Source organism: Aliterella atlantica CENA595 (assembly GCF_000952155.1).
Lineage (GTDB): Bacteria > Cyanobacteriota > Cyanobacteriia > Cyanobacteriales > Chroococcidiopsidaceae > Aliterella > Aliterella atlantica.
Window position 1 is genome coordinate 35,305 of the sequence record NZ_JYON01000020.1, and the last position, 12,930, is coordinate 48,234.

A 12,930-nucleotide genomic window follows, 5' to 3' on the forward strand; every position below is an offset into this window, starting at 1 on the left:
AACTCATAAGCTACTCGTAGTATGCTAAATACCGCAAAAGTAATGGAAGATAACCCCGTCGCCTTGCGTTTGAAAGAACTAGAGGTATTGGAGCGAATTGCTGAAAAGATCGCATTCAAGTAAATAGGAGCTTGGATAGTATTTTGACAGATTTGATTCAAATTAATCGCCAGTAGGATTGTTGTGCGATCGCCTATATTCACCAGGAGAATAACCCATACAGCGTTTAAATGCTTTACTAAAAGCCGCTTCAGATTCGTAGCCGACTTTTTGAGCTATTTTACTTAGGTTATCTTGACTGTGCTTGAGTAGGCTAACGGCTTTACGCATTCGCACGCGAGTGAGGTATTGTACGGGAGCATCTCCTACCAATTGTTTAAAGCGACTTGCATAAGCAGAACGAGACATACATACTTGCTCTGCTAATCTAGATACTGTCCAAGGTTGTTCGACATAGCGATGAATTAGTCCAATTGTTAGGCTGATACTGGGATCTTTCAAAGCCTGTAACAAAGAGCGATCGCTCTCTGGCAAATTAGCAATAAAGGCGCGTACAGCCTGGATGAATATGACATCGCAAAGCCTAGTAATTATAGTCTGCGCTCCAGGACGATTTGATGCAGTTTCGCAAGCTATAAATTGTAAAGTTGCTGCTAACCATTCTAATGCTCGTCCGTCTTCACCTTGAATGAGGATTAAGGGCGAAAGAGCCGCAAGCAAAGGGTTATTATCCCAATCTGCAAAGTAAAAATAACCGCAAGCAAGGATAGTTTTGCTACCCCCACCACCAAAATACAACACGTTATCGCTATCGGGGGGACGCTTGGCGAGTAACTCTTCTAGCATTATTGCCTGAGTATGGCGATCGCTACGTAAAATATGCCCGTGTCCTTGGGGAATTACAACTAAGTCTCCTGCTTTTAGCAAGACGGATTGCTGCAAACCATCTACCTCAAGCCAGCAACTTCCTTGCATAACTATATGAAAAGCCGCGTGTTTTTGCTGCTCTACTTGAATACCCCAGGGAGCCGAAAGTTCTGCTCTACCGATAAAGTGACTGTGCAAGTACGTAGTTTGGAGAACTTCTGTAAGCGCATCCATAAAATTTATATTTGGACGATTAGACAAATAGTATGGCTTTTATATCATTGTTCGTCTACAACGCGGGAGTTATAGATATACATAGCTGAATTTTATTGAGGTATTTATGGCGATCGCAATTACTACCCCAACCGGAAATGTAGGGCAGCAAGTTACCGAACGTTTGCTAGCAAATGGTGCAGATTTAATTTTGTTGGTTAGAGATGCAGAAAAGTTAAGCGATGCTGTCAGACAGCAAGCAAAAGTATTTTCAGGTTCGATTGACGATTCAGCTTTCGTTATAGAAGCAACTAAAGGAGCAGAAGCACTATTTTGGGTATCGCCTAACAGTTTCAATTCAGCAGATGTCTCTGCTTGGTATGAGAAGTTAGCTCGTAGCGCAGCTAATGCAGTAAAAACTAACAATATTGTCCGTGTAGTCAATCTTTCTAGTGTAGGAGCGCATCTTGAGACAGGGTTAGGAGTAATTTCCAGCCTGCGTACAGTTGAACAACAGCTTGATGCAGTTGCTAGCAATATTATTCACCTGCGCCCAGATTATTTTATGGAAAATTACTTCCATCAATTAGAACCATTGCAGACTCAATCTAGTGTGTTTTTACCGCTTGCAGGCGAACAACGTTTTCGGCAAATTGCTACTGGCGATATTGCTCAAGTTGCTGCCGATTTACTCCTCGATAGTTCTTGGCAAGGACGCTCTATTATGGGGTTGCAAGGATCTGCAAATATTAGCTTTGATGAAGCAGCAGCGATTCTAAGTAAGTTATTGGGAAAGACAATTACTCACAAACAAATTAGTTACGAGCAATTTAACGATGTCATGTTAAGTCAAGGTGCAAGTTTAGACGTAGCGGCTCAATACACCCAAATGTGGAGAGGGTTAAGTAGTCCAGACTTTAAACCAGCACAACCAAGTAGTAGTAAAACAATGCCAACTACTTTTGCTGAGTTTGCCTGTAATTCGCTGATACCGCTTCTGAGATAGGACTTGCGATCGCGCTTTTAGCTTCAGTAACGTTTTGGCAATGCTTCTGTTCGTTAAGCTCTGTACGCATGAAGCGATTTGAAACTGTTACTACTATTTCCAAAACAAAGAAAGTTTGTATGAAGCAGTATTAGAGCGATCGCCCAACTGGAGCAAGGCGATCGCTTACTCATTTACCCCTACAAGTCTACAAGCCTACCTTACTGTTTCCCACCTACCTTATCGCGTTGATAGATGGTTTTGTTGAGGCAGAAGGAGAGCTAGAGGATCTCAACTTTGTTTTTGCCGATGACGAATTAACAAATAGACAAAATAAGGCGCTCCAATAGCAGCAGTCACTACTCCACAAGGAATCTCAATTGGTGCAAACATAGTTCGTCCTACCAAATCTGCCAAAACTACAATTATTCCCCCTAACATGGCTGATGTGGGAATTAGCCCTTGATGATTTGTCCCTACCAACTGTCGCCCTAAATGCGGTGCAATTAGACCAATAAAACTAATGGTTCCAGCAGTAGCAACTCCTGCACCTGCTAGAGCTACACCTACGAGGATGAGCAAACTGCGTTGCCATTCTACAGGGCTACCTAAACCTTTAGCGATATCATCGCCCAAATTCAAAACATCTAAATGTCTAGCTAATATCAACGCCATTGGTACGAAAATTATTAACCAAGGTAATAAGGAAAATACTTGTTCCCATGTACGTCCGTAGACGCTCCCAGCTAACCAGACCAAAGCATTACTAACGTCAGAAATTTGTCCAAAGGTAATGAGTAAGTTAGTGCCAGCAATTGCGATCGCCGATAAACCAATGCCAATTAAAATTAACAAAATTGGCGAACTACCATTGCTCCAAGCTAGCGAGTAAATTAGAGCCGCCATAAGTAAAGCACCTGCAAAAGCTGAAAACGGCAAGGTGTAAATTGGCGCTGACGGAAATAGCACAATAACTGTAACAGCAGCAAGACTTGCTCCCGCATTGATGCCAATAATGCCAGGGTCAGCTAAAGGGTTGCCAGTTAAACCTTGAAAAATCGTCCCAGAAATAGCCAAGGCAACACCTACTAGAAAAGCAACCAAAGTACGTGGTAAACGTAGGGTGTTGATGACGAAGGAATGCTGTGGGTTTCCCGTGTCTATACCCAATACGGTCTTGATAATATCCAAGGGCGCGATCGGATATTCACCCCGTCCTAGATTGATGACTATTGCTATTGCCAATACTACTGTCAGACTTAGCAATATTTGTGGCACGCGGCGATCTAACCGCCAGGAGATCGACTGCGATCGGATGACTAGCCAATCTAACTTCATTTTTTCACCTTTGACTTAGCCAAGTAGATAAAAAAGGGACCGCCAACTAAGGCTGTCATCACACCTACTGGTAGTTCTTGGGGCTTGAGCAAGACACGCGCTGCTATATCTGCCACTAACAGTAAAGTTGCGCCTGTAATGGCGCTATAAGGCAAAATCCAACGGTAATCGGCTGGAATAAAAAATCTCACTATATGGGGAACGACTAAGCCAATAAAGCCTATTGGTCCTGCTAGGGCGACTGAACTTCCTGCGAGTAAAACAACGCTGATAGCTGTAAGAATTTTCACCCAATTTGCCTGTTGACCCAAGCCTTTGGCGACATCTTCACCCAGGCTAATAGTTGTAATTTGTCTACCTAGAGCAAAAGCAAAAATTAGTCCTACACTGGCAAATGGCAGCACTTGCAAGAGGATATTGACATCGACACCATTTAGCGAACCTGCTAACCAAACTCTAATTTGTTCTAGAGTTTGTTGGCTGAGAATTAAGATTGCAGTGTTGAGTGAGGAAATCAGAGCCGTTATTGCCGCACCTGCTACTGTTATATTTAGGGGCGTAGCTCCTCCCCTTGCTAGCGAACCAAGCCCGTAAACTACAATTGCTGTAGCTGCTGCACCTAACATAGCTGCAAGCGTTAAAATGCTCAAGCTTGAACTGCCAAATATAAAAATTGTTGCTACTACAAACAGTGCTGCTCCTGACTCAATCCCTAAAATCCCTGGCTCTGCCAAAGGATTGCGCGTCAAGCCTTGCATTAATGCTCCCGATACTGCTAAAGACGAACCGACAAGTATTGCTACTAGCGATCGCGGTAATCTGATCGTCTGGACAATTAAATGATTGTCTGAACCGTCAAAAGCGATAAAGGATGCCAATATTTGACCCAAAGGTATGTCTATTGCACCCAATCTGACGCTATGGATGAAGCAAATTAGCAATATTGCCAGCCCTACGATTAAACCAACTGGGGGCGGGAGTTGTAGCTTTTTTATGACTCTAGATGACACGGCAAGCGTTTTGGTAATTGTAAATGCATCGTTTTATACTTTATCGCTCCAGAATTGCTAATTGCGAACTATTGACAATTATTTTACAGATAAGTGAGCGCAACAGTTGCCCTTACTTGCCGATTGTACTTGCCAAAGACTAGCTTAAATGCTACTTAGTACTAATAAAAGGGGGACTCCAGGGGGATCAAATTGCCTACTTTTGTAAGAAATCTATTGAATCAGAGGAGTTTCTAAGATCGCAGTGAAGTCGCTTCCTAATTTGCCTCCGCTACCCCGACAGGTTTGGGTACTCGGTTGGGTCAGCTTGTTGATGGATATCGGTTCCAAAATGATTCAATCGGTCTTGCCACTATTTCTAGTGTCGATGCTAGGTGCAAGTTTAGTGACTGTAGGGGCAATTGAGGGCATCGCTGAAGTAACAGCGGCGGGGCTGAAAGTTGGTTCGGGACTGATTAGCGATCGCGGCGGACAGCACCGCAAATGGTCGGCTGTATTGGGCTATGGCTTTTCAGCACTGATGATTCCGTTGTATCCCATTGCAACAAGTCCAGGCTGGATCTTGGCAGCAAGAATGGGCGATCGAATGGGGAAAGGAATTCGAGTGGCTCCCCGAAATGCATTGGTGGCAGATGCAACCCCAGAACATCAACGCGGAGCCGCCTATGGCTTGCGCTATACGCTAGATACAATCGGGGCATTGCTAGGACCGATTGTTGCCACGATCCTATTAGCTGTCTCTAGACAAAATACCCGACTGGTCTTTTGGGCTGCCATGATTCCAGCTTTCTTAGCAGTTGGATTGCTGATTTGGGGAATTCAAGCTCCACCGTTCGCCCAGCCCTCCTCAAAATCTAAAGCATCTGGGCTACGGTGGCAGTCACTTCAGCAGCTTGGAGTCAATTACTGGCATTTGGTCGTGGTGGTATGTTTGTTTAACTTAGGGAACTCTAGTGACGCTTTTCTATTGCTTAAGGCGAAGGATGTGGGTATTTCCTTTACGGCAGTACCGCTCGTGTTGACAGCGATCCATGCGGGTTCGGCAGTAAGCGCCTATCCAGCAGGTTGGCTATCCGATCGCCTGAGTCGGCGTAATGTATTTTTAGTTGGGCTAGGGCTGTTTGCGCTGACCTATGGGGGGTTGGCGATCGCCAGGCAACCCTGGCAAGTCTGGCTTTTGTTGGGGCTGTATGGGCTATATCAAGGCATTACTCAGGGTGTTTTGCTGGCAATGGTAGCAGCAACAATTACTCCGATGTCGCGGGGAACAGCTTTTAGTTTTTTGAGCTTGGTCGCAGGTTTCTCATTGCTACTGGCGAGTCTGCTAGCAGGGTGGCTATGGCAGCAGATAGGAAGCTGGGCAGCATTTGGCTTGGGTAGTGCTAGTGCGATCGCTGCCATTCTTTATTTCATCGTCTTTTTGCATCACTACCCGTCTGTTGCCGAGCGCTAAAAGATATCAAGAGTTACTGAACTTGACATCAATCCTATTTTAGTGTTTATTGCAAATAAGTTTCATTATTAAAAAAATATTAGTTAGTTTGACTAGAGGGGTTTTGACTTGTTTGGCGGCTAAGAGACAGGAATAGCAAACTGTTTAGCACTATTGGTATAGTTACTTTGCCAATAGTGGGCTTTGGTGTAGTGGCTTTGATTATTGAGCAAAAGTGTCGTTAGATTGCGGCGATCGCTTACTGCTGTTTTGCTGATATGTGCTTGGCGATCGCTGTCTTTAATTTTTTACTGCAAATAAAATGTTTTTTACGGCTAAAACTCAGCTTAATAGTCCTGCGATCTGGCAAAAAAGATTCCGCAGATTGTTCCCGTTTCTACTCAGTATCATATTTACAGTGGTAGTAAGTAGCCAAGGTCTAAGCGCTGCACCCAAAAATACAGAAATTCTTTGGGATACATACGGCATACCGCATATTTACGGAAATAGCATCCCAGGTACTTTTCGCGCCTTTGGTTGGGCGCAAATGCAAAGTCATGCTAACTTGCTGTTGCGCCTCTACGGTCAAGCACGGGGAAGGGCGGCACAATATTGGGGAGAGGAATATCTTGAATCAGATAAATGGGTACTGACAATGAATGTACCTCAACGCACAAAAACTTGGTATAAGGCACAAAGCCCTGCGTTTCGTAGTTACCTTGATGCTTTTGTGGCTGGTATTAATGCGTATGCCAAAAAGCATCCCGATTTAATTGATGATGAAGTAAAAGTAGTATTGCCTGTCACGCCAGAGGATGCACTTAGCCATCTGCAACGGGTACTGCTTTTTTCTTTTGTTGTCGCTCCAGAACAAGTAGCAGATATAAGTCCTAAAAAGACTACCCCAGGTTCTAATGGTTGGGCGATCGCCCCAAAACGCTCTGCTAGTGGTAAGGCGATGTTGTTGGCTAATCCTCATTTGCCCTGGAGCGATTTATTTTTATGGTACGAAGCCCAAATTACTGCCCCAGGGATCGATGCTTATGGAGCAGCATTGGTGGGTCTTCCTGTATTAGCGATCGCCTTCAACGATAATTTGGGTTGGACTCATACTGTCAATACACATGATGGTTGGGATGCATACGAACTGAAATTGCAAAAGGACGGCTACCTTTTTGATGGTAAAGTTCATCCCTTTGCAACAGCTAGTTTTCCCTTAAAAGTGAAGCAGAAAGATGGCTCGTTGCGCGAGCAAATACTTACTGTTAGAAGTTCTGTTCACGGACCGATAGTTAGCCAAAAAGATGGCAAAACCTTGGCACTGCGTGTTGTAGGTCAAAATAGTTCGGGTGTTTTAGAACAATGGTGGGATATGGCTAGATCCAAAAATCTCAGCCAATTTCAGCAGGTTTTGCAACGTTTGCAACTTCCTATGTTTACTGTCATGTATGCTGACCGCGAAGGGCATATTATGCACTTGTTCAATGGTCTAGTTCCCGTCCGCCAACAAGGAGACTTTGCATACTGGCAAGGTATTATTCCTGGCGATACATCGCAAACATTATGGACAAAAGCCCACCCCTATCAAGATTTGCCTAAAGCGATCGATCCAGTTAGTGGTTGGTTGCAAAACGCCAACGATCCACCTTGGACTACAACATTTCCCACCCCCATCAAAGCTGATAATTATCCACCTTATATGGCTCCGCGAGGACCAATGGATTTTCGAGCGCAGAGTTCTGCCAAGATGTTAGCTGAAGATGAAAGTATTTCTTTTGCGGAAATGATTGCCTATAAGCATTCTACACGGATGGAATTGGCAGACAGAATTCTCGATGATTTGATTGGGGCTGTACGACAATCTAATGATGAACTAGCACGTCGCGCCGCCGATGTTTTAGCAGCATGGGATCGGAAAACAGACGCAAATAGCAAAGGTGCTGTATTGTTCAACTCTTGGGTTGATAATCTAGATTTAGACAAAGCATTTAGCACTCCTTGGCAAGAAAAATCGCCGCTCGCAACACCCGACGGATTAGCCGATCCTGCAAGTGCAGTTAAAGCCCTATCAGATGTGGCGGCAAAAGTAGAGAAGATATATGGAACTCTAGATGTAGCTTGGGGAGATGTTTTTAGATTGCAGTATGGCAATCTGGATCTGCCAGCTAATGGTGGTGATGACGATAAAGGTATTTTCCGCGTCTTGGATTTTGCCCCAACAGGTGATGAGCGTTTTCAAGCCGTTTATGGTGACTCTTACGTTGCTGCTGTAGAATTTTCCCAACCAGTCAAAGCACAGGCACTTACCAGCTATGGCAATGCTACTCAACCTAATTCCTCCCATATTGGCGATCAACTGCAACTTTTTGCTCGTCAACAGTTGCGTCCAGTCTGGCGAACCCGACAGGAGATTACCGCTCACTTAGAGGAGCGTACAGTCTTCTAAAAGAGTTTAGGGTAACTTTCGATCTAGCGGAAATATTTCTCAGCAAGACTCTAGCATCTTTTGTAACTTCTCTTTCCTTCTGCAAGCAGTCTATTTCCTTTCAGCACCCCAGGGTGTAGATCGGTCATACCGCTTGCATCGAGCGATCGCACTATAGAAAATTATTGAGAAATATTATTATTATCCTTGACTAAGATTGATTCGCTATCCATTATAGTGTAATAATCATACTGGTAATTTTTAGCAACAACTTCATCTTTAATGACAAAAGCAATTAATTAGCTTGACAAGCAAAAAGCGATGTTGAGAACCATGCCAGCATTCTTTTAAGTTTTTTATCCAAAATTTAAACCCAAATATAGATCGGCAAATTTGCTGATACAACTGGTATTGGAGGACACGTCGTCATTTTAATAAATAAAAATAAATTTCATCTAGCTCCTCACCAGAAGATGAACGTGGTTGGGCGTGAACGATCGCCATCGACCTATCAATTAACTACCTTTAAACAAACAATTGCCGCAGCCCATTGGTAAAAAGTCAAAAATCAACAATGAAGCCATATCAATTTTTTTTCAACTTGTTGCTGAAAAGTACGCTCCCTTTGGCAGTTAGCTTTGCTAGCATTACCGTTTTACTCTCCACTCCCGCGACAAGTGAGGAATTGGGAGATGAAATTAGTAAAAATATTGCTCAACTAGGTGACAGCAAAATTCCTGCCCAAAATTCTCGTGTTTTGGCACAAACACCAACCCAAGAAAATACTGTCGTAGTTATTACAGGAGTAACAGCAAAATCCACCGATCAAGGGTTGGAGGTCATTTTTGCATCCAACCAAGGGGAGCAACTGCAAGTTACCAATCGCAGTACAGGTAATAATTTTGTTGCAGATATTACTGGTGGGCAATTGCGATTACCTAATGGGGATGGTTTCACATATCGCTCGGAAAATCCCATATCTGGAGTTACTGAGATAACCGCTACCAATGTTGATGCAAACACTGTGCGTTTAACAGTAGTAGGTGAGAACTCTTTACCCAAAGTTGAGTTATTTGATGATGATGCTGGGTTGGTTTTTGCAGTAGCATCATTAACAACAGCAGCAAAACCACCTCAAACGGAGGAACAACCAGCAACCGAAACACCTCCAGAAGAACCCGCAGCGCCGCAAAATGAACTGGAGGAAGTGCTGGTGACGGGGGAGCAAGACAGCTATCGCGCGCCGAATGCTTCGACTGCAACTAGAACCGATACACCTGTGCGAGATATTCCTGGTTCGATTCAAGTGATTCCGCGTCAAATCTTAGAAGACCAAAAAACGACGCGCATCCAAGAAGCCTTGGAGAACATCAGTGGTGTACGCAAAGAAGGTAACTACGGAGGTACAGATGCGGGTGGATTTAATATTCGTGGTTTTGCTCAAGAAGGGAATTTCCGTAATGGACTTGCTGACAATGACTTTTATTCCTCGGTAGATCCAGCAAATATCGATCGCATTGAAGTCCTTAAAGGACCAGCTTCAGTTCTATTTGGTCAATCTGAACCAGGAGGAATTGTCAATGTGGTCACAAAGCAACCTCTTGGTACTCCCTACTATTCGGCTGAAGTAAATGTCGGCAATTATGCTTTTTATCGCTCCAGTCTTGATATTTCTGGACCACTGGAAGATGATGGTTCGTTGTTATATCGGTTGAATGCGGCTTATCAAAATTCTGGGAGTTTTCGAGATTACAACTTTACAGAACGTGTATTTGTTGCGCCTGTATTTACCTTAGATATCAGCGATCGCACTTCATTAACGGTCGATCTTGAATATCAAAACAATAATTACCTCTTCGATCGCGGACTTCCTTCACTTGGAGACAGACCTGCTCCCATTCCTATTAGTCGCTTAGTTGGGCTACCGGACAGTGTTTATGACGATAGCACTTTTCGAGTTGGCTATAGACTAGAGCATCAATTTAGCGAAAATTGGCAACTTCGCAATGGATTTTCCTTAGTGTCTGCTGAATCAGCAGGTAATTATGCCACTGGTGGTAATGAGCTAGTTGATGACCAATTTGCCCCGATATATATAGGTCGTGACGATTTTACACGAGAAATCTATACACTGCAAACAGAAGTAGTGGGACGCTTCAACACGGGATCGATTGTCCATCAACCTTTAATTGGGGTGGAGTTAAGAAGAAATATATGGGCTTATAACTTATACGATGTGCCAGACCCCATCTTGCTAGACATTTTCAATCCTGATTATGATGTCGATCTGCCTGATATACCTGATGAAAAAACTTCATCTTACACAACTCGTAGAGATACTCTCGGAATTTACCTGCAAGATCAAATTGCTTTTACAGATAATCTCAAAGTCCTGGTTGGCGGTCGCTTTGATGCCTTCTACCGCCGAGATAACTTCGGAACGCCTGAAGAAGAAAACCTCAGTGCCTTCAGTCCCCGTGTTGGTATTGTTTACCAGCCAATTCAACCAATTTCTCTTTATGCCAGCTATACTCAATCATTTCAACCCGATCGATTTCTCGATCGCTCGGCAGTAACGAACGAACCTTTTAAACCAACGGAAGGAACGCAGTATGAAGTAGGGATCAAAGCAGATATTAGCGATCGCCTTTCAGCAACCTTAGCAGCCTACGAAATTACCAAAACCAACGTTATTACCGCCGATCCCATCGATCCCGATCTCTCCATCCAGGTAGGAGAACAAAGAAGCAGAGGTGTTGAATTAGATGTTGGCGGCGAAATTCAGCCTGGTTGGAATATCATTGCATCTTACACTTATACCGATGCGATTACCTCAGAAGACAACACCATTGCTGTAGGTAATCGGCTGATTAATGTTCCCGAACACGCCGCTAGTTTGTGGACGACCTACGAAATTCAAACTGGCGATTTAGAAGGTTTGGGCTTTGGTTTGGGACTGTACTATGTAGGAGATAGATTTGCCGACTTGGATAATACAAGCGTTTTGCCCAGCTATTTCCGCACAGATTCCGCCATCTATTACAAACGGGATAACTGGAGGGTAGCACTGAATTTCCGCAATCTTTTCAATCAGACTTATTATGAGACAGCCCAAACTAGAAATATCATCTACCCTGGCGCACCATTTACTGTCATTGGTTCGTTTGCAATTGAGTTCTAACCTTGATTTTTCTTGAGTTTACAATGTTCTGGGAAACTTGCTGCAAAGCGATCGCTTTTTTATATAAATACATTGGCTGGGCTTTATTGAGCGCCATCTTAATTACAGCTTGTCATGGTAGTAGTCCTCAAACCCCCAGTGGAGAAATTGGGCGATCGCCATCTGCGGATTGTCGAGTTGTGAACCACGCAGTAGGAAAAACCAAAATTTGTGGTAAACCTACAATAGTTGCGGCTCTTGAACCTAAGATTCTCAGTATGATGTTAGCTCTGGATGTTCAACCTACTGCCTACGCCGATGCTTACTTAGTGCGATCGCGCCAATTTGACAATCCTAGCCAACAAATTCCCTACTTGGGTAATTTTGTCACCAATCAACCGATTAATTTGGGCGATCGCTCCAGTCCCTCTCTAGAAACTTTAACTCTCCTCCAACCAGATTTGATTTTGGGCATAAAATATCAGGAAAATCAGTTGTTATCAGCGATCGCTCCCACTGTATTGATAGATAACGAGCAAGATTGGCAAGAAAATATCAAAATTGTCGCCAACGCACTGGATAGTCAAAAAAACATTACATCGCTCGTTTCCTCACAACAGCAAAAACTAGCGCAAACCCGCGCTCAATTAGCCCAACTGTCTAGCACCCATCCACGAGTGCTAAATATTGCTTGCAGTTTATCGATGAACTATATAGAGGTGATATCCCAAGGAGATACAATTGAACTTTTGCAACAAATAGGCTTTCGACCTGTATTGCTGACAGATGTTGAGCGCACACTTGGGTTGCGTCCAAAAATTAACCTGGAAACCCTCAGTCAAATAGACGCGGACATTGTCATTGTTAATACCTGGCTAGACCATTGGAATGGTCAATCTACTTATACCGTTCCTTTCCAAGAACTCAAGCAGAAATGGGCGACAACTCGCCTATTGCACAATTCACGAGCCTGGAAAGAAGGACGAGTTTACTTTGTAGACTATACTCTCTGGGGCAGTGTAGTTGGTCCGCCTATTGCTAATTCTTTGATGTTAGAAAAATTACCCGCACTTTTAATGTCACGCACAAACCCATGACCAAATGTACCCTATTTGTTTGCAAATCCTGTCACAGTTCGTCAGCAGAACTAGCAGAAAATCAGCGTTACGATGGCAGTATTCTCCTTGACAATATTGCCACTTTATCAGTTGAAAAATTCACAGCAGAAGAATTAGAAATTCGCTCTGTCGGCTGTTTGTGGAATTGTCGTGGTTGTGTTGTTGCTGTTTCTACCTCCGATAAGCCAACATATTTGCTGGTCGATTTGCCTCCAGATGAAGAAAATGCCTCAGCATTACTTGAATTTGTCCAGATGTATATCAGTAATAGCAAGGGAGCAGTTAATTGGGACAAACTGCCTAAGCAGTTGGAATCTAAGTTCTTTGCTTGTGTTCCTTCTGTAGCTAATCGAGAAATTCCAGAGCCTTCATAGTAAGTAAG

Annotated in this window: 10 protein-coding genes and 1 pseudogene; 8 read left to right on the plus strand and 3 right to left on the minus strand. The window is 43.6% G+C overall.

Going from position 1 to position 12,930, the window contains the following annotated elements; all coding sequences use genetic code 11:
- Positions 1 to 9 precede the first annotated feature (9 nt).
- Positions 10 to 176: pseudogene (locus UH38_RS28250) on the plus strand (slipin family protein); the annotation flags it as partial.
- Here UH38_RS28250 and UH38_RS17115 read toward each other — a convergent pair.
- Entirely contained in the window at positions 163 to 1,101 is a 939-nt protein-coding gene (locus UH38_RS17115) for an AraC family transcriptional regulator (protein WP_045055897.1), read from the minus strand. The pseudogene UH38_RS28250 and the gene UH38_RS17115 sit on opposite strands and share 14 nt — an antisense overlap.
- 106 nt (positions 1,102 to 1,207) lie before the next feature.
- Here UH38_RS17115 and UH38_RS17120 point away from each other — a divergent pair, with 106 nt between their 5' ends.
- The gene (locus UH38_RS17120; protein WP_045055898.1) at positions 1,208 to 2,086 is read left to right on the plus strand and encodes an NmrA family NAD(P)-binding protein; all 879 of its coding nucleotides are present in this window, start codon (positions 1,208 to 1,210) and stop codon (positions 2,084 to 2,086) included.
- Between the two features lie 115 nt (positions 2,087 to 2,201).
- Positions 2,202 to 2,333, plus strand: coding sequence for a hypothetical protein (locus tag UH38_RS27920; protein ID WP_268748895.1), 132 nt, complete (start codon positions 2,202 to 2,204; stop codon positions 2,331 to 2,333).
- A 23-nt stretch (positions 2,334 to 2,356) separates the two neighbouring features.
- Here the strand turns inward: UH38_RS27920 and UH38_RS17125 are convergent, their stop codons facing one another.
- Together UH38_RS17125 and UH38_RS17130 are read right to left on the minus strand one after the other, a co-directional pair.
- Positions 2,357 to 3,403, minus strand: a complete 1,047-nt coding sequence (locus tag UH38_RS17125) for a FecCD family ABC transporter permease (RefSeq protein ID WP_045055899.1) — start codon at positions 3,401 to 3,403, stop codon at positions 2,357 to 2,359.
- Positions 3,400 to 4,431 carry a FecCD family ABC transporter permease gene (locus UH38_RS17130; protein WP_045055900.1) on the minus strand — a complete coding sequence of 344 codons (1,032 nt, stop codon included), beginning with the start codon at positions 4,429 to 4,431 and terminating at the stop codon, positions 3,400 to 3,402. The genes UH38_RS17125 and UH38_RS17130 overlap by 4 nt, the downstream gene beginning before the upstream one ends.
- A 295-nt stretch (positions 4,432 to 4,726) precedes the next feature.
- Between UH38_RS17130 and UH38_RS17135 the strand changes: the two genes are divergently transcribed.
- From UH38_RS17135 to UH38_RS17155, 5 genes are all read left to right on the plus strand, one after another.
- The gene (locus tag UH38_RS17135) at positions 4,727 to 5,866 is read left to right on the plus strand and encodes an MFS transporter (RefSeq protein WP_407640460.1); all 1,140 of its coding nucleotides are present in this window, start codon (positions 4,727 to 4,729) and stop codon (positions 5,864 to 5,866) included.
- Positions 5,867 to 6,167: 301 nt separating this feature from the next.
- Positions 6,168 to 8,291 carry an acylase gene (locus UH38_RS17140; RefSeq protein ID WP_045055902.1) on the plus strand — a complete coding sequence of 708 codons (2,124 nt, stop codon included), beginning with the start codon at positions 6,168 to 6,170 and terminating at the stop codon, positions 8,289 to 8,291.
- A gap of 553 nt (positions 8,292 to 8,844) precedes the next feature.
- Entirely contained in the window at positions 8,845 to 11,451 is a 2,607-nt protein-coding gene (locus tag UH38_RS17145; RefSeq protein ID WP_045055903.1) for a TonB-dependent siderophore receptor, read from the plus strand.
- A 23-nt stretch (positions 11,452 to 11,474) separates the two neighbouring features.
- Positions 11,475 to 12,527, plus strand: coding sequence for an iron-siderophore ABC transporter substrate-binding protein (locus UH38_RS17150; protein WP_045055904.1), 1,053 nt, complete (start codon positions 11,475 to 11,477; stop codon positions 12,525 to 12,527).
- Positions 12,524 to 12,922 (plus strand): DUF1636 family protein, encoded by a 399-nt coding sequence (locus UH38_RS17155; protein WP_045055905.1) that lies wholly within the window; start codon positions 12,524 to 12,526, stop codon positions 12,920 to 12,922. Before UH38_RS17150 ends, UH38_RS17155 begins: the two co-directional genes overlap by 4 nt.
- The last annotated feature ends 8 nt before the right edge of the window (positions 12,923 to 12,930 follow it).